22 protein-coding genes are annotated in these 25,054 nt (G+C 67.4%); 11 read left to right on the top strand and 11 right to left on the bottom strand.

The features are described from left to right. Positions 1–17 precede the first annotated feature (17 nt). On the top strand, positions 18–866 hold the full coding sequence (locus ACFSXZ_RS01590; protein ID WP_378260424.1) for a GP88 family protein: 849 nt from the start codon (positions 18–20) through the stop codon (positions 864–866). A 50-nt stretch (positions 867–916) separates the two neighbouring features. Beyond that, positions 917–3,460, top strand: a complete 2,544-nt coding sequence (locus ACFSXZ_RS01595; protein WP_378260426.1) for a type IV secretory system conjugative DNA transfer family protein — start codon at positions 917–919, stop codon at positions 3,458–3,460. A gap of 169 nt (positions 3,461–3,629) precedes the next feature. Here ACFSXZ_RS01595 and ACFSXZ_RS01600 read toward each other — a convergent pair whose 3' ends face one another. Further along, complete coding sequence (locus tag ACFSXZ_RS01600) at positions 3,630–3,842, bottom strand: hypothetical protein (protein WP_378260428.1); 213 nt, start codon at positions 3,840–3,842, stop codon at positions 3,630–3,632. Between the two features lie 516 nt (positions 3,843–4,358). Between ACFSXZ_RS01600 and ACFSXZ_RS01605 the strand changes: the two genes are divergently transcribed. The 4 genes from ACFSXZ_RS01605 to ACFSXZ_RS01620 all read left to right on the top strand — a co-directional run bounded on the left by ACFSXZ_RS01605 (position 4,359) and on the right by ACFSXZ_RS01620 (position 8,165). Continuing rightward, on the top strand, positions 4,359–5,402 hold the full coding sequence (locus tag ACFSXZ_RS01605) for a replication-relaxation family protein (RefSeq protein ID WP_378260429.1): 1,044 nt from the start codon (positions 4,359–4,361) through the stop codon (positions 5,400–5,402). Position 5,403: 1 nt separating this feature from the next. Beyond that, positions 5,404–6,000 carry a hypothetical protein gene (locus ACFSXZ_RS01610; RefSeq protein WP_378260431.1) on the top strand — a complete coding sequence of 199 codons (597 nt, stop codon included), beginning with the start codon at positions 5,404–5,406 and terminating at the stop codon, positions 5,998–6,000. A gap of 292 nt (positions 6,001–6,292) precedes the next feature. Further along, positions 6,293–7,294, top strand: a complete 1,002-nt coding sequence (locus ACFSXZ_RS01615) for a pentapeptide repeat-containing protein (protein WP_378260433.1) — start codon at positions 6,293–6,295, stop codon at positions 7,292–7,294. Between the two features lie 454 nt (positions 7,295–7,748). Then, entirely contained in the window at positions 7,749–8,165 is a 417-nt protein-coding gene (locus ACFSXZ_RS01620) for a hypothetical protein (protein WP_378260479.1), read from the top strand. A 402-nt stretch (positions 8,166–8,567) separates the two neighbouring features. Here the strand turns inward: ACFSXZ_RS01620 and ACFSXZ_RS01625 are convergent, their stop codons facing one another. The 6 genes from ACFSXZ_RS01625 to ACFSXZ_RS01650 form a co-directional block, all read right to left on the bottom strand. After that, positions 8,568–10,076 (bottom strand): hypothetical protein, encoded by a 1,509-nt coding sequence (locus ACFSXZ_RS01625; RefSeq protein ID WP_378260435.1) that lies wholly within the window; start codon positions 10,074–10,076, stop codon positions 8,568–8,570. A gap of 14 nt (positions 10,077–10,090) precedes the next feature. After that, positions 10,091–11,626 carry a hypothetical protein gene (locus ACFSXZ_RS01630; RefSeq protein WP_378260437.1) on the bottom strand — a complete coding sequence of 512 codons (1,536 nt, stop codon included), beginning with the start codon at positions 11,624–11,626 and terminating at the stop codon, positions 10,091–10,093. A 1,054-nt stretch (positions 11,627–12,680) separates the two neighbouring features. After that, positions 12,681–13,355, bottom strand: a complete 675-nt coding sequence (locus ACFSXZ_RS01635) for a response regulator (protein WP_378260439.1) — start codon at positions 13,353–13,355, stop codon at positions 12,681–12,683. Then, positions 13,352–14,602, bottom strand: coding sequence for a sensor histidine kinase (locus ACFSXZ_RS01640; protein ID WP_378260441.1), 1,251 nt, complete (start codon positions 14,600–14,602; stop codon positions 13,352–13,354). Before ACFSXZ_RS01640 ends, ACFSXZ_RS01635 begins: the two co-directional genes overlap by 4 nt. Before the next feature lie 21 nt (positions 14,603–14,623). Continuing rightward, positions 14,624–15,469 carry an ABC transporter permease subunit gene (locus ACFSXZ_RS01645; RefSeq protein WP_378260443.1) on the bottom strand — a complete coding sequence of 282 codons (846 nt, stop codon included), beginning with the start codon at positions 15,467–15,469 and terminating at the stop codon, positions 14,624–14,626. After that, positions 15,466–16,395, bottom strand: a complete 930-nt coding sequence (locus ACFSXZ_RS01650; protein WP_378260445.1) for an ABC transporter ATP-binding protein — start codon at positions 16,393–16,395, stop codon at positions 15,466–15,468. Before ACFSXZ_RS01650 ends, ACFSXZ_RS01645 begins: the two co-directional genes overlap by 4 nt. A gap of 240 nt (positions 16,396–16,635) precedes the next feature. On the opposite strand from ACFSXZ_RS01650, the gene ACFSXZ_RS01655 reads away from it, so the two are divergent. Further along, complete coding sequence (locus tag ACFSXZ_RS01655) at positions 16,636–17,298, top strand: phosphatase PAP2 family protein (RefSeq protein WP_378260447.1); 663 nt, start codon at positions 16,636–16,638, stop codon at positions 17,296–17,298. Between the two features lie 60 nt (positions 17,299–17,358). Here the strand turns inward: ACFSXZ_RS01655 and ACFSXZ_RS01660 are convergent, their stop codons facing one another. Then, a complete protein-coding gene (locus ACFSXZ_RS01660; protein WP_378260449.1) occupies positions 17,359–17,973 on the bottom strand; it encodes a DedA family protein in 615 nt (204 codons plus the stop codon). A gap of 240 nt (positions 17,974–18,213) precedes the next feature. Between ACFSXZ_RS01660 and ACFSXZ_RS01665 the strand changes: the two genes are divergently transcribed. The 4 genes from ACFSXZ_RS01665 (at position 18,214) to ACFSXZ_RS01680 (ending at position 21,897) form a co-directional block, all read left to right on the top strand. Beyond that, on the top strand, positions 18,214–19,146 hold the full coding sequence (locus ACFSXZ_RS01665) for a COG4705 family protein (RefSeq protein ID WP_378260451.1): 933 nt from the start codon (positions 18,214–18,216) through the stop codon (positions 19,144–19,146). Positions 19,147–19,431: 285 nt separating this feature from the next. Beyond that, positions 19,432–20,382, top strand: coding sequence for a COG4705 family protein (locus ACFSXZ_RS01670; RefSeq protein WP_378260453.1), 951 nt, complete (start codon positions 19,432–19,434; stop codon positions 20,380–20,382). A gap of 118 nt (positions 20,383–20,500) precedes the next feature. Next, a complete protein-coding gene (locus ACFSXZ_RS01675; RefSeq protein WP_378260455.1) occupies positions 20,501–20,890 on the top strand; it encodes a BlaI/MecI/CopY family transcriptional regulator in 390 nt (129 codons plus the stop codon). Further along, positions 20,887–21,897: a M56 family metallopeptidase gene (locus ACFSXZ_RS01680; protein WP_378260457.1), complete on the top strand. Its 1,011-nt coding sequence runs from the start codon at positions 20,887–20,889 to the stop codon at positions 21,895–21,897. Before ACFSXZ_RS01675 ends, ACFSXZ_RS01680 begins: the two co-directional genes overlap by 4 nt. Here the strand turns inward: ACFSXZ_RS01680 and ACFSXZ_RS01685 are convergent. From ACFSXZ_RS01685 to ACFSXZ_RS01695, 3 genes are all read right to left on the bottom strand, one after another. Then, positions 21,879–22,895: an undecaprenyl-diphosphate phosphatase gene (locus tag ACFSXZ_RS01685; protein WP_378260459.1), complete on the bottom strand. Its 1,017-nt coding sequence runs from the start codon at positions 22,893–22,895 to the stop codon at positions 21,879–21,881. The genes ACFSXZ_RS01680 and ACFSXZ_RS01685 overlap by 19 nt on opposite strands. Before the next feature lie 156 nt (positions 22,896–23,051). Continuing rightward, on the bottom strand, positions 23,052–23,762 hold the full coding sequence (locus ACFSXZ_RS01690) for a polysaccharide deacetylase family protein (RefSeq protein WP_378260461.1): 711 nt from the start codon (positions 23,760–23,762) through the stop codon (positions 23,052–23,054). Continuing rightward, a complete protein-coding gene (locus ACFSXZ_RS01695) occupies positions 23,759–24,832 on the bottom strand; it encodes a glycosyltransferase (protein ID WP_378260463.1) in 1,074 nt (357 codons plus the stop codon). Before ACFSXZ_RS01695 ends, ACFSXZ_RS01690 begins: the two co-directional genes overlap by 4 nt. Positions 24,833–25,054 lie beyond the last annotated feature (222 nt).

A 25,054-nucleotide genomic window follows, 5' to 3' on the forward strand; every position in this document is an offset into this window, starting at 1 on the left:
CACACCAGGGGATACCCATGCCTGCATCACTGCCCCTCCCCACAACCGTCCGCCGTCCGGCCCGGCTCCTCACCCAGAACAGCGAGATGCGCCGGATCGGCGTGTGGAACTGGTCGTTGCCCGCCTGGGCCGGGCGGTTGCCCGATGGCCGCACCTACAACACCTGCCCGAGCGCGGGAGTCTGCGCGCAGGCGTGTTACGCCCGACACGGCACCTACACCTGGCCGGTCGTGCGCGCCAAGCATCAAGCGAACTTGACGTTCGTGCTGGACGACCCGGCCGGGTGGGAAACCGCCATGGTCGCCGAACTAGGCGCAGCCAAATTCCGAAGCGCCTGGATCAGGATCCACGACTCCGGAGACTTCTTTTCCGACGCCTACCTGCAGGCGTGGCTGCGCATCTGCCGCACCCGCCCGGACACCAACTTTTACGCCTACACCAAGGAGATCGACCGCTTTCGCCGACTGGTCGAACCAGGCCCACCGCCGAACTTCTGGTGGGTCTATTCCTACGGCGGGACCCAGGACGCCGCGCTGAACCCAGACACCGACCGCGTCGCCGACGTGTTCCCGGACGAGACCGCGATTGGCGCTGCGGGGTGGGCTTCGCAGGAGGCCAGCGACCTGCTCGCCGTGCTCGGCCCGCGGCTGGTCGGTGTTGCCGCCAACCACATTCCCGCCTACCACAAACGCCTGGCCGGGCGCCGGTTCTCCCAATGGCAAGCCGAAACAGACGCCAAACGTGCCGCCCGCCGCGGCCACCGGCACCTGCGCCTGGTCGTCGACAACACACGCTCACACCCGTCAGAACAGCCCAGCGCGCCCGACGGCGGTGCAGTGCAGGCCGATCGGCGCCAGGCCGCCTGACCCGGTCCACCTATTTCCCCTCGCCGCCTTTTTCGTTCGGAGGTCCCCCGATGTCCTGGTTGACCGCAGCAGCGTCGGCAGCGTTCACCGCCTCGCCGCGTGCCAAGCACGCCACGGGCGTGCTCGCCTCGCCGCTCGACAATTACCTGCGCGACCCGCTGGGCGCGGTCGAGCACATGCTGACCTACCTGCGCGATTTCGCCCTCGCCTGGGGCCCGATCGTCGCCCCGGTGCTCGCGGTCGCGGTGACCGGCGCAGTCATCGCACGCCGCCGGTGGCGCCGCCGCTACCACGACAAACTGGTCACCGATGCCCGGCTGGTAACGGTGCTGGCACCGCCGACCGTCGACCCGTCCGGTGCGGTCACGGTGTGGTCCAACCTCGTCGGCCTGTTGCGGCCCGGCTGGTTACGCCGGCTCAGCAGGCAACCTCACCTTGCCGTCGAGCTAACGTTCACCGACGACAGTGTGCAGATTCGCCTGTGGGTGCCCGGTCTCGTGCCTCCCGGGATGATCGAGCGCGCCATCGAGGCCGCCTGGCCCGGTGCGCACACCCGCACCACCCCCGCCACGCCTCCCCTCCCCACCACCGCACCAGCGGGCCGGCGGATCGAAGCCGTCGGCGGCGAACTGCGCCTGGCGCGCCCGGAAGCGCTGCCGATCCGCACCGAACACGCCGCGGACCCGATCCGGGCCATGCTCGGCGCCCCGGTCGGACTCGGCCCGCACGAGCGAGCCTGCATCCAGATCCTGGCCCGCCCGGTCGCCGGGTACCGGGTCACCAAGGCACGGAAGGCCGCCCGCCGCCTACACCCCGGCGGTGCCGTCCCCCTGGTCGGGCGGATCCTCGACGCCATCACACCGGGTGCCACACCGAAGCCATCGAACCCGGCGTGGACGCCGGGATCGTTGGATCGGCAGACCAATCTGGCCTACTCGGCCCAGGACCGCGCCATTGTGGACAAGCTCCGGGAAAACCAGTTCGAGACCCGCATCCGCTACGTCGTAGCCACCACCATCCCCACCGCGGCAACCACCGGCGAGGCCAAAGCGGTGCGAGAGGTGTTGCGGGGCCGTGGGCATGCGATCGCCTCGGCATTCGCCGCCTACTCCGACCACAACCACTACCGACGGGTCCGTCTCCGTAAGCCGGTCTCCGTGCTGGCCGACCGACGGATGAGCCGGGGCGACCTGCTGTCCGTGCCCGAGCTGGCTGCGATCGCGCACCTCCCGATCGATGACGCCACGCCCGGCCTGCAGCGGGCCGGGGCGCAGGCCGTGCCACCCCCGCCCGGCATCGCCACGACCGGCGAGCACATCAAACCCATCGGGCTGTCCGACTCCGGTCATGCCCGCCCCGTCGGCCTGCACGTCGCCGACGCCCGCCACCACCTGCACGTCCTCGGCGCCACCGGGAGCGGCAAGTCCGAACTCATGGCCCGGATGATCCTGGCCGACACCGAGGCCCGCCGCGGCGTGGTCGTCGTCGACCCCAAAGGCGACCTCGTCTCCGACATCCTGATGCGCCTGCCCGAACACCTCGGCGAAAAGGTCGTACTCTTCGACGCCGACTCCCGCGCCCGCCCGCCAGTACTCAACCCGCTGGAAGGAACCGACACCGCCCGCGCGGTCGACAACCTCGTGAGCATCTTCTCCCGGATCTACGCCTCCTCATGGGGGCCACGCACCGACGACATCCTGCGCGCCGGGCTGCTCACCCTGACCGCGATGCCCGGCACCCCGATCCTGCTCAACCTGCCCAAGCTGCTCACCGTGCCCGCCTACCGAGCCCGGGCCTGCGACCAGATCAACGACGACGTGCTCCGCGGATTCTGGTCCTGGTACGACCAACTCTCCGAACCCTCACGCGCCCAAGTGATCGCGCCGTTGATGAACAAGGTCCGCAGCTTCCTACTACGCCCGTTCGTCCGAGCCGCCATCGCCGGTGGCCAGTCCACAGTGGATATGGACGACGTGCTCAACAACGGCATGATCTGCCTCGTGCGCATCGCACGAGACGCCCTGGGCATGGAAACCGCGCGACTGGTCGGATCCATCGTCGTCGCCCGCACCTGGCAAGCCGCCACCCGCCGCGCCCGCATCCCGCAACGCCAACGCCGCGACTGCGGACTCTACATCGACGAGTGCCACAACTTCCTGAACCTGGCCTACCCGCTGGAAGACATGCTGGCCGAGGCACGCGGCTACCGACTGTCCATGACCCTGGCACACCAATACCTCGGACAACTCCCCAAAGAACTCGAAGAAGGCATCAGCACCAACGCCAGGTCGAAAATCATCTTCAACGCATCCCCCGAAGACGCCAAACGCCTCGCCCGCCACACCCTGCCCCGCCTCAACGATCACGACCTGTCCAACCTCGGCGTCTACCACGTCGGCGCCCGCCTCGTCCTGGGTGGGGAAGAAGCACCCCCGTTCACCGCGGTCACCGAGAAACTCCCACCCGCCATCCCCGGACGCGCCAAGGCAATCCGTCAAGCCGCCAGGATCAACACGCGTCCGCCCGCCACCGAGACGGACAACGCAACGGGCCGCACAGGACACGCCGCGGTGGACCCCCGGCGAGCGGCATAACCGTATTCCCCTCTCCTCGCAATGCACGCGGGCTCGCCGTCACACACGATCGGCACTAAAACCCCGCAAGCCTGCTTCGCCAACCCAACCTATGACGGCGGAGGGAAGGTATCCCAACTGCGCAGTATTCACCCCGCAGCAGGGACAAGACCGTGACTGCCCGGCGGACCTACTTCAGTGGCGAACCAATCGTCCTGGCGTTGGAGACATCCGTCGCGTCGTTCCCAGCGAACACCTGCGACGTCAGTAAAGACAGTCCGAAGGCGAATGTTCTTAAAGGCAGCCTCGAACCCTGGCGGAAAGAGAAGTCCGTGATCACGTTGTTCCAGTACGCCAAGACAGTGACCAGCACCTTCTCGAATCCATTCACCAACGCGGTCATCGCATCGAGGCTCCGATGCTGGCCCGACATTTCCAAATTCCCACTCTCCTAGCAGGCTGGTGCGTTCGCCCTCGGGAACAAAGGGCATTGCCTCAACGACGCCTGACCACGTCACGGGATCGTCGAGGCCCCAGGAGACGTGCACGTCATAAACCGGCATGCTGCCAGCATTATGTACCATAATTACCCACGAATCACCAAGATCCTCAAGCCACACGCAAAAATTCGCAGCACACTCTCGCGCTCGAAGCTCCGCCGATTCGTTAAACTGCGCCCTTTGCATTTCAAAGGTCCGCCACGCTGTCCGAATTCCACGGTAGGCGAAGACGGCAGCAAGGATTGAAAGGCAAGCCGACGTCACGGAAGCGCATGCCGACAGGACCTCCGTCCACTTAACCAACATGCCCCACATCCTAGTTGAGGGCGGGGCCAATTCAGGGATAGGCCCCGGGTCGAACTCTTCACCTCGCTCCCAATTCGCTAAATGCAGTCCACCCGCTATGAGAGGACCTTCTGATGAGCATTACGAATCCGACACCGCAGCGAGCGCTCCGCGGACATATGCCTCAGCGTCCTACGCCGCGAGCCGCCACCACCGGCCAGCACCACGCCCGACTCGCCGCGCACCTTACCCAGCGGGACCGGTGGCTGGTCCGGATGCTCCACGAGCACAAGGTCTTCACCACGGCCCAGATCGTCGAACTGTGCTACCCGACCATGCGGGCAGCCAACCATCGCCTGCTACAGCTGTTCAAGTGGCGTGTCCTCGACCGCTTCCAACCCTTCGTTTCCCTTGGCACGGCGCCAATGCACTACGTGCTCGACATCGCCGGAGCCGTCGCCCTCGCCTACGAAGACGGCATCGAGCCCAAACAACTCGGCTACCGCCACCAAGACGCCATCGGCATCGCACACTCGCTACGCCTGGCCCATACCGTCGGCACCAACGGGTTCTTCACCGCCCTTGTCGCGCTCAGCCGACGCCCCGGAGCCCGCGGCCGGCTCACCGCGTGGTGGTCCGAGCTGCGGTGTCGCCGGCACTTCGGCGACATGGTGCGCCCCGACGCCTACGGCCGCTGGCGCGAGGACGGCCGCCAGATCGAGTTCTTCCTGGAGTTCGACTTCGGCACCGAAGACCTCGCCACGCTCGCCAGCAAGCTATCCGGCTACGAAAAGCTCGCCACCGCCACGGGCATCACCACCCCGGTCCTGGTGTGGCTTCCCACCAACCGCCGCGAGACCACCGCTCGCCAGGCACTAGCCGACAGGCTGGCCCACCTGGACCGTCCCGCGCTGGTACCGCTCGCGACCAGCGCCGCGGACCTCACCAGCGCGACCGGCGAGAACAATCCCACCGCCGCCCGATGGCTCCCTCTCCGCGCACCGTCCTCCCTGCGACCTGGTCGGCTCCGGCTCGCCGAACTCGCCCAACTCTGGACCCACCCCGCACCACCCAACCCGGCACCGGCCACGCCCGCAGCCCAAAACCCTCCGGACCCAGCCCACCTGGCGGCACCACCCCCGCTACCACCAGAGCACACCAACCGCTTCCGGAGATAACATGAAAATCGCCACCGCCGCGACCACAGTGTTCATCGCCACGACCATCCTCATCGGGGCCACCAGCCAAGCGGTCGTCAACATCGTCTTCGGCGGCAGCGCACGTACGAGCTGCGGCCGGGACGGCACCGGCGCCGCCACCACCGTAGCTGGCTACGGACCCGACCAACTGGCCAACGCCGCCACCATCGTCGCCGTCGGCGAGCAACTCAACGTCCCCGAGCAGGGCTGGGTGGTGGCGATCGCAACCGCGATGCAGGAGTCCGGGCTGCGCAATCTCGCTGACGGTGACCGGGACAGTCTCGGACTCTTCCAGCAACGGCCCAGCCAAGGCTGGGGCACGCCGACGGAAGTGATGAACCCGGCCTATGCCGCCACCAAGTTCTACCAGCGCCTGCTCACGATCGACGGCTGGCAGCAGGCGAGCATCAATGATGCCGCGCAGGCCGTCCAGCGCTCCGGCTTCCCTGCCGCCTATGCCCGCCACGAGCAGGCCGCACGCGCAGTGGTCGCCGCCGCTGTAGGTTCCGGGAAGCCGCGAGCAATTCCGGAAGATCTTGAGCAATCCGTGAGCACTTGTTCGCAGGCGTCAGGATGATGGCGGTAGCACGTCCTCAACACGGTGATTGGGGTCGAACGAGCCCGGAAAATCCTCATCTGCCGCCGCACGGGCGTGCGACACCGCACCCAAATGCCGCAGGGCGCATGACGATCCATTGACGACTACCTCCGGCGACCAGCGTCTTCGCTCGCCGAGCGGTCCGGGGTGCCGTCGTGCTGGTCTCCGCGCCGGCGGTTCCCGCAGCGAAGAATCATCGACCGTGGAGCAGACGAGTGGTGAGTCCCCGTGCTACCGAGTCCTGTCACACAAGACCATCGTGTTGTGGGCAGTGGTGATCGTCGCCGTGGGCGTCGGTCTGGCTGTCTGGTTGCTGGTTGCATTCGGCCGTGACGACCCGCTGGGCGCGATCCGCACGGCGGGCACTGTGGTGGTTGGTTCCGGTGGTGGTGCCGCCTTGTTTCTGGCCGCGCGCCGTCAGCGGTCCACCGAGATTGCCTTGGTGCAGAAGGAGCGTGATCAAGCCGACGTGGCACGGGCCCACGCCCTCCAGGAACGCGTCGCGGCCGAGAACCGGGCAAATGCCGTCGAGCGTCGGATCACCGAGCTGTACACAAAGTCGGTGGAGCAGCTCGGTTCAGATAAGGCCCCAGTCCGCCTTGGCGGTCTATACGCTCTCGAGCGCCTCGCCCAGGACAACGAGCACCAGCGACAGACGATCGTCAACGTCCTGTGCGCGTACCTCCGTATGCCTTACCGACAGCATGAACCCAAGGATCTCGACCCCCTCACCAACGATGCGCACCTCCAAGAGCGCGAGGTCAGACTCACCGCACAACGCCTGCTCACCAGCCACCTACGGGCTGACTCGATAGCGTTCTGGGAAGGGATACGCCTTGATCCCACCGGTGCGTTCCTCATCGACTTCACCATGGTCGGGAACGACTGCCGCTGGGTGTCATTCAAGGCGGCGACCTTTGTCGGCAGCACCATCTTTCTCGACATGGCCTTCCCTGACTACGCCAGCTTCGACAAGGCCATGTTTCTAGGAGACACACACTTCACCGGGACGACATTCACCGGAGACGCGAAATTCGAGGACGCCACCTTCCGAAGCAGTGTCGAGTTCGACGGGTACTTGGACTCCCACTCAACCAATTTCGCCCGCCAAGCAAAATTTCAAGGCGTCACCTTCGAGGACAGGACCAGTTTCTCCGGAGCGACTTTCAACGGCAGGGCCCCTTCGGCGAATCACGAACCGGGAATCCCACCACGTTCACCGGCCAGGTCAGCTTCTGGCCCGCTCACTTCAAATCCAGCGCGGACTTCATGAACACAACGTTCTCTGACAAGGCGGAATTCAGGGACGTCTCCTTCAGCGCGAAGAAGCCTCCCCTCGTGCCGACGCTGGGTGACGTCACAACCAACTTTCATTCGGCTACATTCGCCCAGGGCACGCCTCCCGAGGTCGCACCCTTCCTCGATCGGCAAGGCCTGTAGCCGCCGACTCTGGGAGCAAGGGCCGACGAGGTCTACGACACCACCTACGACAGTGGGAACCACCTCGGTGCCAGTGGGACGCGGGGCGACTGGGTGCGTGGCCCGGCAGGACGCCTAGTTCCCGCGCCGCTACGCCCGCGCCTTCGATGACCTCGCCGCCGACCTGCGCGACGGACGCTGGCCCACACCGGCCTGCACCGCCGAGGAGGTCGCGCTCGACCTCGAACTCGGAACTATGGATTAAGCACCTGGTCAGGCGGCGGTGATGCGCTGAAAGCGCAAGTCTGATCCGCCACGGACGGAGCGAGGATGGTGGCCGGGCGGTCGCGATCGAGGAAGGCATCTCAGCCTTGGTGTTCGCCTATGTCTCCGCCCACGACTATTTCGGCGGAATCAAGCACGTCGACCAGCAGGACCATCCGCTCCCTCGTCGACGGCCTCGAAGTCAGCCTCTCTCTGCGCGGACTGGGGAGTTGGGACTGCTCGTCGAACAGGAGTTCCGTCTCGGGCGCCTGGCCCGGGGGTTGTCGTCGGTTCTCCCTTCCGACGCACCCTCGGTATCGGGGAAACAGGTGGGGGCGCGGTGCTGGTGGCTTACCGCGCCCCATCGCCGGCCGCGTTACGCGGTTCCGGGTGTTCCGGCCGACTGCACCGGCGCGGTGAGCGGCGCACAAGGGCACGGAGCTGGTAACACCAACTCGTGAATGCGCCGAGCACGGTTCGCGCCGATGTTTCGGCTGGCGTGCAGGTACCTGATCTCAGTGGCCCCGTCCCGGCCGGGGGTGAGCGTGGCTGGTGCGGTGGTGCTGTCGCGTTGAGTGGCGTGTCGCACCATCAAGCAGGCGGAGTGCTTTTTTTCGGGAGGCGGGGGCTTGGTCCCTCGATTGTGTTCTACCGGGCCGATCGTGGGGTGAGCCATAATGGAGGCGCTCCTTCTGATCTATATCGGTGAAGCAGGGTGGTCCGGGCCGTGCTCAAGGGCGAAGGCCCGGACCATTGAACTCGCCGTTCTCGGCGGCAGCCTCGCTGGGCCAACCGCGGGATCGGCCGGTAATACCGTCCGCTTCAGGGTTCCCAAGGCCGTCGCCTTGGCGAGCTTGTTGGCGTCATCCGCGTGGCGGGATGAAGGTTCCCAGGCTGCGTGCCGAGATCGTCACCATCAGCATTCCGTATTTCCCGATCGTGAACGGGTAGCCGAAGGGTGGTGAAAGGTGGCTCACCACCGCATAGGTCGAGTTCGCGTAGCTGAGTGCGGTGACCAATGCCTCGGTTTGCCGTCGGGCGTCCAGGAGTGCTTCTTCGCCGAAACCTCCGGCGTATTCGGAGTTGGCATAGAACTGCGGCTGGGCGTAGAGGAAGTGGTTTGCCAGTGAGGTGGCGAGCCGTCCGTCGACGGCGAACCACGGTTGCTCGTAGGCCTTCGTAGGTGATGACCAGTCCGGGAGGTCCTGCTGGGGAACATTGGCTACGGTCTCGGCCATCCGGTAACCGGTGACCACCGTCGTGACGCTGCCACTGGCGTTGGTGGCGGTCGCCGGAGCGTCGAGGACCGCGGTTCCGTTCGGCAGGATGTCCGTGATCGTCGCCCCGAGGGGAACACCGGGGGACCCCGTGGCAATGGAGGATTGCACATCCGTGGGAAGAAAGGACCCGGTCAGCCGGTTGGAGCCGGCCACCATCCCGACCGGGGAGATCGTGCGGCCCGGGTTCGTGTAGTCCCACCAGGTGTGGATGAAGCCCTGGATCTCCTCCGCGAAGCGTTCGGCGAGCAGGCCGATGTCCGGGTGACCGGGGATGACCTCACGGGGGCCGAAAAGGTAGGCGGCGGCACGAAGGCCGGTGTAGACCTCGGTGCAGTCCTCCAGAAGCGTCGCGTTGTAGAGCCCGTTCGGCAGCGCGAGGAACTGGGAATCGGTCTGCCGTGTGGTCACCAGCGCCATCAGGGCCGCCACCGCACCATGCTCGAGTTTCCTGACCCGTTCATAATCCCGCGTGGACTGGAAACCTTGGTACAAGGCCAGGAGAAAGAGCGCGGCGTAGGCATCGGTCGAGTCCTGCTGTTGCGGAGCCCGCACGACCCACTGCCCGGTCGGTCCGTAGGTCAGGATGTTGTAGATCTGCGGAGTGCTCACCACACTGGTCGTGCCGGACAACTGAACCTGGGTGGCCGAGAGGTAGGACCCGATCGTCACCGTCCCGCTCAAGCCGGTTCCGGCGATCGGGCTGCCGACATCGGCGGGGGTGAACTGTGCCTGCACTGGTGAGGTCAGCACTCCTGTCGCATTGATCGTACCGTCCCGGAACTGACGGTCGGCCCAGACGTAGTCGTGGGTGTAGCCGTTGCCGTCCATGTCGGCCTGGAATGCCTCCATCGCGTTCCAGGCCGTCTCCGTGTAGTCCCGCATATTGAGCAGGTAACCCGCCCGGAACATGCCGATGATGCCGTAGTAGGCGTCATAGGGCCGGATGTTCAACGGCGGTGTGTCCGTCGGCTGCCACGAAAGCATGCCGTGGAACCGGAGCTGCCCCGTGCCGACGACGCCGGTCGACTGGATCCGGCTCGCCAAGGTGTTGAGCGGCCCCGAAGGTGAAAGATCCAGAATCTGGTTGGCCATGGTTTTGGTCCTCCTCAGGCGCGCGGCGCCACGACGGTGCCGGCCACGTCGGCGCTGATCGCCACGACCAACTGGCCTGCCTTGTCCACCGTGAATGGGTAGCCGTAGGACGCCGCCTTCACCGTGTTGAACGTCGAGTTGGGGTAGCTGACCGCGTCGACGAGCGCTTCGGTCGGGCGGCCCGCCATGTGCAGCGTCCACTCGCCGGCACCCCCGCCGTACCCGGCATCGGAATAGAAGTTCGGCTGTGTCGCCAGGAAGTGATTCACCTGCGAGGTCGCCAGACGACGCTCGATCACACCCCACATGACCGGCCAGAGTTGCGCGTAGGCACCGTTGAGATTCCCCCAGTCCGGGGTCGTCTGCTGCGGAACGTTGTCGATGTTCTGCGTCGTGCGGAAACCGGGCACGATCGTGGTGACGGTGGACGCCGCGTTGGTGGCCGTGGCCGGCCGGTCCAGCACCGCGGTGCCGCCGGAGAGGACGGCGGTGATCGTGGCACCGAGCGGCACTCCCAGCGTGCCGGTCGATATCGCCGCGCCGACATCGGTCGCCACGAAGGCGCCCGTGAGCTGACTCGAGCCCGACACCATCCCGACCCCGGACAGCGTGCGGCCGGGATTCGTGTAATCCCACAAGGTGCGGATAAAGCCTTCGACCCGGTCCGCGTAGCGCTGAGCGAGCTGGCTCGCGTCCGGGAAACCGGGAATGATCTGACGCGGGCCTAGCAGATAGGCAGCGGCCCGGCACCCCGCACAGACCTCGGCCTGGTCCTGCAGCGTCGCGGTGTTGGTCAGGCCCGCCGGGTTCGTTATCCCATCCGGCAGGACGACGAACATGCCATTCGGTTGTTTCGTCGTCGTCAACGCCGTCAAGGCACCGATAATGCCCGGCGTGAAGCTCTGCACGCGGGCGAAGTCCCGGGTGGACTGCCACCCGACGTAGAGCGCGTTAAGGAACATGCCCGCGTTGGCGGGAACGGAGTCGGTGGAAAAAAGGTTCTGGGCACGGGTCACCCACTGTCCGGTCGCGCTGAAGGACAGGATGTCGTAGACCTGGGGCGTGGCGACGACGCTCGTGGTTCCGGTGAGCTGCACCTGGGTCGCGGAGATGTAGGACGAGATCGTGACCGTGCCGCTCAGCCCCGTCCCGATGATCTGGCTCCCCACATCCGCCGGCGTGAACTGCGCCTGTGTCGGCGACGTGAGGATCTTCGTCGCGCTGATCGTGCCGTCCTTGAACTGGCGGTTCGCCCACGCGTAATCGTGCGTGTAACCGTTGGCATCCATATCCGTCATCAACGCATCGAGGGCGTTCCACGCCGTCACCGTGAAATCGGGAATACCGAGCAGGTACCCGGCCCGGAACGCGCCGATGATCCCGTAATACGCGTTGTACGGCCGAATATTGAGCGGCGGACTGTCGGTCGGCTGCACCGAAAGCATCCCGCGGAACCGCAGCTGACCAGTATTGATCACGGCCTTCTGGATCTGGCTCGCCACCAGATTGAGCGGCCCGGACGGGGTCAGATCAAGAATCTGGTTAGCCATGACTTTCCTCCCAAACCCGGGAGGACATAGCAACCAGCCAATAAGGCGTCATGTCCACCCGAACACCGAGTTTCCGGCGAAAACCCGGCTCCCGGCTAGGGCTGTTCGGGTCACCCCGCACCCCTAACGGGTGGTATTAGAACGAACGTCCCGGTCTACCCGTCGACGCTCGGGCACTGACGGAGGGGCTGGACGTAACACGATGCCATCTGGGCTGCACACACTCCAGTTCCTAGGTACGGCTGTTGCCGTTCAGGTGCCACCTGATCGGGTATTCCCCGGTAACGGCGGGTAGTTCCGGCTGGCAATTTACCGTGACCCGGGCAACCATCTTCTGCGTCCCTACGAGCGCCGCGGAGTCTGGACCGGCAACGGTCTCCACCCTGGTGCACACCGGGTCCAGGGCGGCGCAGAAAACGAAAGGAGGAACAATGATTATCGCAGACCTTGAGATTCTCCTCGGCGGCACCGTCATCTCCATCTGACACCGCCAAACCCCGTCGCCACACGCGGAGCAGCGTCCCGGAACGGCCACCCAGTGAATCAATAAATAACCGTAACCGCCGTACCGGGCGGCCGTCGCACAGCACCCGTCAGCAGGCGACCTACCAGCTAAAAGAGATTGCGGAAGAGGTGAGGAAGTTGTGGGGCGCAGATCGACCGGCGCCCCACAACCATCCGACGACCCGCCGACACCTGCCTGCGGACCGACTGGGCCACACGCCCCTGACACCCGTGCACGACCACATCACAGGCGCCGGCCCCCAGGAACGCCGTGTGCTCACCCGTCGCCGACGGCACAGCCGAAAAACCCGCAGACAGAAACAAGCAGCTGCCAGCTCAGCCTCCGCAACCAGCGCCACGCCGACAGGACCCGGGCTTGGATCATTCGTCCCCGACCGCGCGGCCTGCGAACCTGCTGAGATGGCCACGGCTGCCACCCGTCCCGGTCCGGAATGCGGACACGCTGACGGTCGCGCCGCCGAGAACTGCGCCTGGCGCAAAGGAGCCGTACTGAAACGGTTGGTCTGTGACGTGGGGTGTGGAAACAAGGTCAGGCGGGCCGTACCAGTCCGATGTCGTAGGCGAACACGACGGCTTGGACGCGATCGCGCAGTTCGAGTTTGTTGAGGATGCGGCCGACGTGGGTTTTCACCGTGGCTTCCGAGAGGACGAGTTCTTCGGCGATTTCGGCGTTGGAGAGTCCGTGGGCGAGTTTGGTGAGGACTTCTCGTTCGCGTTCGGTGAGCCGTTCGAGTCCGCGTCCGGTGGTGGCTGGGGGTTCGTTTGCCCGGCCGGTGTCGGGGAGCCGGTCGGCCATGGCGTTGAGCAGTCGCCGGGTGACGCTGGGCGCGACGACCGCGTCGCCGGCGGCGACGGTCCGGATCGCGGAGATCAGGTCCTCGGGTGGCACGTTTTTCAGCAGGAATCCACTGGCGCCGGCTTTGAGGCCGGGGAAGGCGTACTCGTCGATGTCGAACGTGGTGAGGATCAGGACCCGGGAGCGGGGGTGCGTGCGGACGATCTCGCGGGTGGCTTGAATCCCGTCCATACCGGGCATGCGGACGTCCATCACGACGATGTCAGGGTCGAGTGCCGCGGTGCGGCTGACCGCGGTCGCGCCGTCGGCGGCTTCGCCGACCACGGCGAAGTCCGGCTGGGATTCCAGGACCAGCCGGAAACCCAGGCGCAGCAACGGTTCGTCGTCGACGAGCAGGATGCTGATCACGCGCTGACCACCGATCCGGCGTCCGGGGAGACTCGTCCTGGTTCGAGCCGCGCCGTGACCCGCCAGCCACCGCCGGGCGACGGCCCCGCAGTGACGTCGCCGTCGAAAACGGCGACACGCTCCCGCATCCCGGCCAGCCCGTGCCCGCCCGTCGGCGCGGCGGTGTCGCGGGGGCCGGCACCATCATCGGCGACTTCGAGGGTGACTGCCGGGTCGGCATAGGTCAGGCGGATGTGGGCGGCTGAGGGCCGGACGGCGTGTTTGAGCACGTTGGTGAGTGCTTCCTGGGCGATACGGTAGAGGGCGAGCCCGGCCGTCGGGGAGATCGGGAACGGCTCACCGGTGATCGTCCATGATGTGGGGAGGCCGGTCGTGCGCACCTGGGTGACGAGTTCGTCGATCTGGGGGACGCCGGGTTGCGGTGTACGGGGGCTTTCGCCGTCGTTGTTGCGGAGCACGCCGAGCAGGCGGTGCATCTCCTCGAGTGCCTGTCGTCCGGTCGCGGAGACGTGCAGCGACGCGGTTTCGGCGGCGGCGGCGTCGGTTCGCGCGGCGTACGCGGCGCCGTCGGCGAGGGCGATCATCACCGAGAGGTTGTGCGCGACGATGTCGTGCATCTCCCGCGCGATGATCGCCCGTTCGCGCGCTGCCGCGATCTGGGACTGCTGGTCGCGCTCGTGTTCGGCCCGCAGCGCCCGGTCCCGCAGCGACGCCAGGTACACCCGGCGCATCCGCACGTTCACCCCGAGCACGAACGCCGCGACGACGACCGCGGAGACGAACACGAACCGGGCGAGGGACTCGGCGAACTCGTCGCCACGGAAGACCACGACCGCCGTCAGCACGCCGAGGGCAGTCAGCGCCATCAGCGCCCGCCGCCGTGGGGAATACGCGCCGACCGTGTACACGGCGACGAGCACGGCGATCACGGCCGGTGAGAAAGTCGGCCCGAAAAACCCGTGGACCAAGGCGAACCCACCCGCGGCGGCCAGGGTCGCCAGCGGGTGACGACGTCGGAACGCCAACGTCGACACCAGCAGCACGCCCGTTCCGAACAGGAGCGGGCGGGCCGCCGCTGCCACCCCTCGGTGCTCGACGAACATCGCCAGCGGCAACAGCGCGCACGCCAGCAGCACGTCCGTGGCGCTGGGATGACGCCGGGCCCAGGCCAGCAGCCGCTGCGCCCCGGGCAACCCGCTGAGCAGGCCATGCTCGGAGACCGGCCACGCCGAACCCGCCTCAGTCACTCGGCCATCATCCCCTACCGGTCAGGCGTCGCGGCGCTGCAGCAGGACGAACGCGGCCACCAGCGCGACGGCGACGTACGCGCAGAACACCGCGAACCCGGTCCACGGCGCGAGCATGGCCGAGTCCGGGTGAACCGTGATCAACGCCTGCCCCGCGTTGCTCGGCAGGTACGGCACGATGTGCGGCGCCCAGCTGTCCGGCAGTGCCTCGGCGATGCCGGGCAGCACCAGCAGCAGACCGAACAGCGTGGCGATCGCGCCGGCCGTGTGCCGGATCAGCCAGCCGAGCGCGACGCCGAGCATGCCCACCACCGTCAGGTACAGGCCCACGCCGAACACCGCGCGGAACACGCCCGGCGCCGACAGCGTCGTCTCGATGTGCTGGGAAGCCAGAAACGCCTGCCCACCAAGGAACGCCGCGAACGAACTAACCGTGCCCACCACGAACGACACGACAGCGAAGATGACGAGCTTCGCCCACAACACTGGTGTCCTGGTCGGGACGGCCGAGAAGGTCGCGCGGATCATCCCGGTGCCGTATTCGCCGGAGACGATGAGCACGCCCAGCACGCCGATCACCAGCTGAGCCAGGACATAACCGCGGATGCTCACGTCGGTGGGGTCGAACCGCAGCTTGGCCTGGGGCCGCATGACCGGCCAGCGGCTCGCGTCGGCGGCCGAGAAGATCCAGCCCAGCGCGATCATGCCGGCCAGGGCCACGGTGACCGCCACCGGTGACGACCGGACCGAGCGGAACTTCAGCCATTCCGAGCGCAGCACCCGGACCGGGGTGACCTTGAGATCACCCGGCAGCGGCACCCCGGGTGCCGCGTCTCCGGTCGTGGCCGGGGAAGTGGTGGTGGTCATGACGCGGGCCTTTCCTGTGCCGCCGGGGTGACCCGGTATTCGAGGGCGTTGTCGGTGAGTTCCATGAACGCTTCTTCCAAAGAGGCCTGCACCGGCGTGAGTTCCTCGAGCGGGATGGCTTCGCGGCAGGCGATACGGCCGACCTCGGCGCCATCCAGGCCACTGATTTCGAGCAGTCCGGCCGCCAGGTCGGTGACCTCGACACCCGGCCCGGCGACCAGGTCACGCAGCCGGCCGGCTTCCGGCGTGCGCACCCGCACGACCTTGCTCGAGGCGCGCTGGATGAATTCCTCGACCGAGGTGTCGGCGATGAGCCTGCCCTTGCCGATCACGATCAAATGCTCGGCGGTCAGCGCCATTTCGCTCATCAGGTGTGAGGAGACGAATACGGTGCGGCCCTCGGAAGCCAAGCCGCGCAACAGGTTCCGGATCCAGAGGATGCCCTGGGGGTCCAGGCCGTTGACCGGTTCGTCGAGCACCAGGGTCGCCGGATCGCCGAGCAGCGCGGCCGCGACGCCCAGTCGCTGCCCCATGCCGAGGGAGAACCCACCCACCCGTTTACGGGCGACAGTGCCCAGCCCCACGAGTTCGATCACCTCGTCGACGCGCCGGCGGGGAATTCCGGTGCTCAGCGCGAGCGCGAGCAGATGGTTGTAGGCCGACCGTCCGGTGTGGACCGCCTTCGCCTCCAGCAACGCCCCCACTTCGTGCAGTGGCGCGGCATGGCGCCGGTAAGGCTTGCCGTTGACCGTGACCGAGCCGGACGTGGGCGCGTCCAGACCCATGATCATCCGGATGGTGGTCGATTTCCCGGCGCCGTTCGGGCCGAGGAACCCGGTGACCACGCCGGGTTTCACCGTGAACGTGAGGTCGTCCACGGCGACCTTCTCACCATAGCGTTTGGACACCGCGCGTGCTTCGATCATGAACGTTTTCGTCCTCTCCGGAATCGCAGTGGCCGGAGCCTATGGCCGGTCGAGCGCGGCATCGACGGTCCCAAGGGCGATCTTCCCGCGCGGGGTGTGCGACTTCCGGCGTAGCGCCTACCCCGGAAGTCGCACCATCGCCCGTCGTCGTGGGTGACCAGGTATAGTTTTACAACAATGTAGAAACTGATTCATTGTCGGCTCGGCCCGTTGGGGGCTTGCGCACGAGAGGTTGACGAGTTGGTCATCGACGGTCGTGGCTCGCGCTGGCGCCGACCCGCCATCGTGGCGCTGGCGGCAATCGTGGTTTTCCTCGCCCTCCTCGCGACCGCGACGAACCTTCTCCCTTGGGGTGACGGCCTGGATCGTGGTCTGCACGAGTGGGTCCTCGTGCACCGGCAGAGCGTGCTGGTCGCCATCGCGGCGGCGCTGACGAACTTGGGAAGTTCCTGGGTGACAATTCCGGTAGTCGCCGTCGTCGCGTTCGCCGCCGCGCAAGCCGATCTGCGGGGACGGGTCATCCGGTCCGCGGTGGTGGTCGTGGTGATGGCGGGCGGTGTGCTCTGCCGCTCAGCGGTGGCCGCGATCATCGCGCGTCCCAGGCCACCTCACCCCGACTGGGCGGTGCCGGCCTCCGGATTTTCCTTCCCCTCAGGACATTCCACCGACGCCGCACTCGCGGCCGGCCTCCTCGCATGGCTGCTGGTGCGGCGCGTCGGCGCGCGCGGCGCGATCTGGGCCGGTGCGGCCGGGTATGCCACCGTGGTCGGGGCGACCCGCGTCTACCTCGGAGTGCACTGGCCGAGCGACGTACTCGGTGGCTGGGCGTTCGCCGTCGCGTGGCTGGCCTTCGCCTCGATCGCGCTTTCCGCCACCGGACGTCCTGGCACGACCTCGGTATAGCGCCGGAAGCGGGCACGGAAGTCAAGGTGTGTCGGGGAGGCAGGGTTGGCCGGCCTCCGTTCAGGGAGTACGCCGGCGGCTTCGCCGAAGTTCCAGCAGCATCGGCAGCAGGGACAGCACGACGATCACGGCGATAATGGGCAAAAGGTACTGGTCGATGCCGGGGATGCTCGCGCCGAGCAGGTAGCCGGCGAGCGTCACGCCGATCGCCCACACCAGACCGCCGATGGCTTGCCAGAGCAGGAAAGTCCGGCCGGGGACCTCAAGAATCCCGGCCAGTGGATTGAGCACCGTGCGCACCACGGGGATGAACCGAGCCAGCACGATCGCTTTCGCGTAGCCGTAACGCTCAAGCAACTCCTCGGCGCGTTCGACGCCCCGATGCAGATGCCGATTGCCCGCCCGCGCCAGCAGCGCCCGGCCGCCTCGGCGACCGAGGACGAAACCGACCTGCGCGCCAGTGAGCGCACCCGCCACCGCGGCCAGCAAGACCAGGGGCAGGGACAGGTGCACGACCGCCGTGGTGCTCGTGGTGCAGAACAGCCCCGCGGTGAACAGGAGCGAGTCGCCGGGCAGGAAAAACCCGATCAACAAACCGGTCTCGGCGAACAAGACCACGAACACCCCCGCCGCGCCGAGTGTGGCCAGCCAGGACGTGGCGCTCAACGGGTTCATGCGGCCTCCAGCGGCGGGTCACCCGCCATTCTCTACAATCACGTAGTATTTCCACGCCAGTGTAGGACAGCGTCCCCGACGCGAAGTGGTGCACCGACCAACATCGGAAGAAGCCGGAACGCAACGGGGATTTCACCAAGGCTTCTACAGAGTTGTAGATAACCGACATCATCACGCCGACAGATCCAGCGCGCCGACCGCACCTCGGCCCCACCACCGGGCCGGGCCAAGGGTAGGCCCATGGTGTCGCGCCCCGAGACGACAGAGGACGACATACTCGCGATGACCGACCGCACCATCCCGATCAGCGCACGCCACGGCCTGCTCCGCGTCCCGGGCATCACGGCCTACTTCTGGATCGTCAAATCCCTCTCCACGGCCATGGGTGAGTCCGCATCGGACTATCTGGTCAACACGATCGATCCCGTCGTCGCCGTGGCCATCGGCTTCTTCGGCTTTCTGGCGGCCCTGATCTGGCAGTTAACCCGCCGCCGCTACACCGCACCCACGTACTGGCTCGCCGTCGTCATGGTCGGCGTCTTCGGCACCATGGCCGCCGACGTGATGCACGTCGGCCTCGGTGTGCCCTACCCGATCTCCACCACCTTTTACCTGATCGCGCTCGCCGCGGTGTTCCTGCTCTGGCAACGCACCGAGAAAACCCTGTCCATCCACACCGTCGACAGCACCCGCCGCGAAGCGTTCTACTGGGCCGCCGTCGTGGCCACCTTCGCCCTCGGCACCGCCGCCGGGGACCTCACCGCCATGACGCTGCACTTCGGCTATCTGCTGTCCGCCGTGCTGTTCGCCGCCGTGATCAGCATTCCGATCCTCGGCTACCGCTTCGCCGGCTGGAACCCGATCTTCGCGTTCTGGTTCGCCTACGTCATCACCCGCCCCCTCGGAGCGTCCTTCGCCGACTGGCTCGGCAAACCCACCACCGTCGGCGGCCTCGGCCTCGGTGACGGACCGGTCACCCTCGCCCTCACCCTCGCGATCGTCGGCTTCGTCACCTACCTCGCCATCACCCGGCGCGACATCCAACAGCCCTCGGCGCACGCCACGGCCGTCGGACCCACCGAGACGGACACCGTGGTCCTGCCCGTCGCCCGGGCCTGGCCGCCGGACCAGCGCACGCCCGACGCGACACACGACCGCAACCGCCACTGGTAACGGTGACGACGACGCCGCACCCTCACCAGCGACGCGAGGGAACGGCTGGAACGCCACCGGGTAGATGCCCACACCGTGCGCTCGCGACCGCGCATACCCGTCCACGGGCGACAGGGCTTGCCCCATGCTACCTTCTTTTACTGACAGTATTCACTTAGATACGAATAGGTACTTCGCGAAGTTCGCGGCCACCGACGTGACACATCGTGTCCACGGAGGACACGGCTTCGCCGAGCCGGCCAGCCGTTCGGTGCGCCCCAACCCGACCGACCCGGGGAGAGAACAATGCCCTCGAAGGCGCCTGAACCATTGAAGGTGTCCGATCTGGACAGTCGCGACTACCGTGTGCTCCGCAAACTGCCGCACGTGACCGTGCTGTTCTGGGTGATCAAGATCGTCGCGGTGACGCTGGGTGAGACCGCGGGCGATCTGTTCGGTATTACCCTCAAGACCGGTTACGTCACCACCGAGTTGATATTCCTGGGCTATTTCCTGGTCGTGCTGGCTCTGCAAATCCGGGCCCGTCGTTTCCACCCGGCTCTGTTCTGGGCGGTCGTCCTCGGGACCAGCATGGTCGGTACCGAGATGTCGGACTTCCTCGACCGCGGACCCGGCCACGGCAGTGCCGCCAATGGTGTCGGCTACGGCTGGGGCGCGATCATCCTCACCAGCCTGCTGGCACTGGTGTTCCTGGCCTGGTGGCGCACCGGGCAAACCTACGACGTCGAGAACATCGCCAGCCGCAAGGGCGAAATCCTGTACTGGATCGCGATCCTGGTCTCCAACACGCTGGGCACCGCCAGCGGCGACTGGCTCTCCGACGACACCGGCCTCGGATTCCGCGGCGCCTTCCTGCTCATCACCGCGATCATGGCGTTCATCGTGGCCGCCCACTACTGGACCCCCATCAACACCACGTTGTTGTTCTGGCTGGCGTTCATCCTGACCCGCCCACTGGGCGCGGCCGGCGGCGACGCACTGACCAAACCCGCCGATGACGGCGGACTGGGCTGGGGCACCCTCTGGGGATCCGCCGCGCTGTTCGGCCTGCTCGTCCTCCTGGTCGTTCACCAGAGCCACCGCGTCCACCGACAGCCACTCCCACCGCTGCCCTACCCTCTCAACCGACGCACCGGGCAGCCACAGCGGCCCAATGGCGCGGTCGTCCCACGCTCCCACGACCTGAGGCGCACTGCCGCCCCTGCAGCACCCGGCCCTGCCCGGAAGGACGCCTGAATCTCGCGCTCACACCGCTGCGGTGGGGCCGACCGATGGCCGACGTCGGAACAAGGGGTCTTGTCACACAGGACCATTGCGGCCTCCCCTGATACGACAGCCGTGTAGATTCACGGTCATGCGTAATCGGCGGGAAGAACCGGTGCGACGGGCCCCCGGCGCGCTCGAAGCCGAAGTCCTTGCCGTGCTGGGGAATTCTGCCGGGCCGTTGTCCCCGTCGGAGGTGCAGGCCCGGCTGCGGGGTGACCTCGCGTACACGACCGTGGTGACCATCCTGACCCGGCTGCACGACAAGGGCATCGCCAGCCGCGAGAAACACGGGCGCTCGTTCCGCTATCACGCCATCGACGACGAAGCCGGACTGGCGGCGCGAAAAATGGCGAAAGTGCTCGACGGCGAGCCCGACCGGGGCAGCGTCCTGGCCCGGTTCGTCACGCGCCTCTCGAAATCGGACGAAGCAACGCTTCGTGCGCTGCTCCACGGCGACGGCGAAGACCACGCCCGATGACACCGGACATCATGGTGCCGCTGGTGCTGCCGCTGGCGGCCTGGCCGGTGGCGCGGTTCGTGGCGCCCCGGCTCCCCCCGCAGGCAGCGAGCTGGCTGCTCACCGGTTCCTGTCTCGTCCTCGCCGCGGGCAGCACCGCCGCTCTTGCCCTGCTGGCCCTGGCCGGGCTGCCCCAGGTCCCGTTCGTCGCCGCGGTCGGGCATCTGTCGCCGCAAACCTTCCGTGAACAGGAAGGCGTCGGCATCCCCGTCTCGATCGCCGCCGGGATCGCGCTCATCGCGCTGACCGGCCTGCTGGCCCGTACGGTCATCCGCTACCTGCGCTGGACACGGCGGCTCACGCGCGAACTCGACGCCCACGACGGTCACCGCGACGGCGAGGTGCTGGTGCTCGCCGGGGCCGAGCCGCTGGCGTTCGCCGCACCCGGACGAGGCGGCCGCATCGTGGTGTCCAGCGGCATGCTGGCCGCCCTCCACCCGGACGAACGCCGCGCATTGCTGGCCCACGAACGCGCGCACCTGGCCTCGCGCCACCACCTCTTCCTGGTGGCGCTGACCGGGGCCAGCACGCTCAACCCGTTGCTGCGCCCGCTCGCCACGGCCACCGGATTCGCCCTCGAACGCTGGGCCGACGAAACCGCCGCCCACCACGTCGGTGACCGCACCGTCGTCGCGCACGCGGTGGCCAAGGCCGCGCTCGCCGGCCAGCCCCAGCACGGCTTCGCCCTCGCCGCCACCAGCGGCCCGGTCCCCCGCCGCGTCTCCGCCCTGCTGAACAACCCCGCCGGGCACCAGACCCCGGCCCGCGTCCCCACGGCCCTGCTGAGCGCGCTGGTCCTCGGCATCACCGTGCTCTCCGCACAAACCGCCCTCGACAGCGCCGCGGACCTCCACGACGGCATCGAACAGGCGCAGGGCACGACCGCGAACCGTGTCGCCGCGGCCACCGATGCCGACCGGGCGGGGCACCGGCCCCGCCTGCGCCAGGATCAGGTGAGACTGAAGTAGGCGAGGCAGCCCAGGCCTGCGATGACGCAGTAGATCGCGAACGGGGTCAGCGTGCGGGTTTCGAAATAACGGACCAGAAACCGCACCGAGAAATAGGCGCCCACGCCGGCGACGAGGCTGCCCACGATGGTGGGGCCGATCGCGCTGTGCATCTCCGGACGCGCCAGGTCGGGGATTTTCAGCACCCCGGCTCCGGCGATCACCGGTGTGGCCAGCAGGAACGCGAACCGGGCCGCGTCCTCATGCCGCAAGCCACGCAGCAGGCCACCCACCATCGTGATCCCGGACCGGCTTACACCGGGAAACAACGCGAAGATCTGGCACGCCCCGATCGCGATGGCCTCCCACCAGCCCAACCGGGCCAACCGGGCATCACTGACCTGATCAGCGGACACCGCACGCTGGCGGATGGTGGGCTGGTTCGCCCCGTCCCGGGCCGCTCCTCGCGCCGTCACCGCAGGCAGAACCACCGTGGCCTCCTCCGTGTCCCGGCGAGACACCGTCCCCGGACCGGAAACCTGGGACACCTCGGCGCTACGGCGACGGCGCTGCAACCTTTCCACAGTGAACAGCACGACACCGTTGAGCACGAGGAACACCGCCGCCGGAACCGGTTTGCCGAGGTATTCGCGCATCACCTTGTCCAACGCCAGCCCGGCGAGCCCGACCGGAATGGTGCCCACCACCAGCAACCATGCCAGCCGCTCGTCCGGTGTCGTGATCCGGCGACGGCGAATCGAGCCGAACAGCGCCCCGATGATGCGCACCCAGTCCCGGCGGAAGAAGAGCACCAGCGCCGCCGCTGTGGCCACATGCATGGCCACCAGCGTGTCCAGATACGGTGACCCCTTCGCGGACATGTCCAGATCCCGCGCCCAGCTCCCGCCGGCCAATGCCGGCATCAGCACACTGTGGCCGAGGCTGGACACCGGAAACAGCTCGCTGACCCCCTGCAGCAGACCGACCACGATCATTTCCGGATACGTCAGAACAGACATCGACCCACTTCGACCCTTCGCCTCAACGCCACGTCACGGGATCCCCGGTAAGTACCACCGCTCCCGGCCGCTACCCCGGATTCAACTACTACATCGACTGTAGAATTACGACAACACTGTAGTACTACACGGGACCGCAACGGACCGCCACCGTCGTCACCCTCCTACCGCGTGCTCGGCCAGGGGACCCACGCGCAGCCCGCGTGCCGCGCAGGCGTCGAGGATCGGGTCGAGCGCGGCGAGCGCCGAGCGCCACGAGCCGGCGCTCGCGGCGTGATCGGAGTCGTGCAACAGGATGGTTCCGCCGCCGCGGAGATCCTTCAGTACGGTTCGGGTCACCGAAGCAGCGGTGGCGCGGCGCGTCCAGTCGTAGCCCCAGCAGGTCCACAACACCGGGGTGAGCCCGAGCCGGCGAGCGGCCAACAGAGACGCGCCACTGAAAACCCCGTACGGCGCGCGAATCCATTGTGGACGATGGTGCGATGCTTGCTCGATCACGTCGCAAGCCCGGGCCAGATCGTCGTGCACGCGGCGTGGTCCGTAACGCAGGAGGCAGCGGTGTTCCCAGCCGTGCAGCGCGATCTCGTGCCCGGCTTCGGCGATCTCCCTGGTGAGCCAGGGCGCCCGCTTGACCTGGTCCCCCAAGAGAAAAAACGTCGCGCGGACTCCCCTCGCCCGCAGCAGCCGCAGGAAATGCGGGGTGGACAGCGGATTCGGGCCGTCGTCGAAGGTGAGCGCCACGTGCCCGGGATCACCGAGGCCCGCGAACGCCGGAAGGAAGCGCGTCCGCAAGAACGGGACGAACGCGGCGGCCGGAGCAGCGTGGGCCAAGGCGCCGGAGGCCGCCAGCAGCACCATCGGTTTCATGCCGACCGCGCCTCAGCCGCCATAGGCGGAACGAGCGTCGCCAACAGTGCGGCGGGATCCTCGGCGACAGGCAGCTCCGCCGGGCTTGCCGTGCGCAGCGCGTGCTCGAGCCCGTCCCGGGAAACGGTCGGCACGAGTCCGATTTCGTCGAGCACACGGGCGTTCGTGCGGCCGTGCCCGGGCAGGCTTCGGTAGGTCAGCACCGGAAGGCCGGTCGCGAGCGCCTCCAGCGTGGTCAGCCCGCCCGCGTTCTGCACCACCACGTCGCAGGCACGCATCAGCGAGGGCATGTCGTCCACCCAGCCGAACACCCGCGACACCCCGGCCCGCCGCAGCCGGTCCCGCAACGCCTCGTTCCGCCCGCACACCACGACCGGATGAGCAGCCCCGGTCGCCGCAACATCCGCGGTGATGCCCTCGACCTCGCCCACACCCCACGAACCCGACACCACCAGCGCCAGCCGTTCACCGGCCGCCAGCCCGAACCGCTCACGCGCCCGGCCACGCTCACCGGGCACGGCAGGCCGGAACCCCGGCGCCACCACCGGCGTTGCCCATTCGACCCGCGGCGCACCACGCCCGCGCGCCGCGGCGGCCGCATGCCGGTTCGGCGCGATATGCAGATCGGCGTAGGTGTTCACCGTCAGCCGGTGCACCGACGGGTCGGTGAGGTACACCGCGAACGGCGCGGCCAGCTCACCACGCCGACGCAACCCGCCGATCGCCTGACTCGCCGCAGGATACGTCGAGACGACGAGCCCCGGAGACCCACCGAGGACCACACGCAACCGCGGCAGCGCGAGGGCCGCGATCCGGTCCGCGACCCAAGCCAGTGGGGCGGTGCCCAGCGCCGCGAGGAGCCAGTCCCAGGTGCGTGGCGCGATTTCGAGTTCGCGGTGGTAGGCATCGCACAATCGTTGTCCCAGCCGGCCCGGCAGCAGGTCGAGGAAGTCGTGACAGCCCACCGCGAGACCGCGGGCCCGCAACCGCCGCGCCAGCTCCGTCGCCGCACCGTCGTGACCGGCCCCGATCCGGGCAGACACGATCACCACCCTGCCTTCGACAAGCATGTCGTATTTCTACACGACAGTAGAAGAAAACCATCACGTGCCCGAGGTCCGCTCAACACCCGAAGCCGCTTCGCTACCGCCATCACCCGGGCTGCAACTTTCGACCAAGCGCGTAAGCCGGGACTGTTCCAAGACCAAGATGATCAGTGTTTCTGGCCCGACGCCGGGGCTGAGGTCCGGCGAGATGGACACTGTGAGTGATGACATCTGGTTAGGCAGGGG

This window comes from Amycolatopsis pigmentata (assembly GCF_042684065.1).
GTDB classification, from domain to species: Bacteria; Actinomycetota; Actinomycetes; order Mycobacteriales; family Pseudonocardiaceae; genus Amycolatopsis_E; species Amycolatopsis_E pigmentata.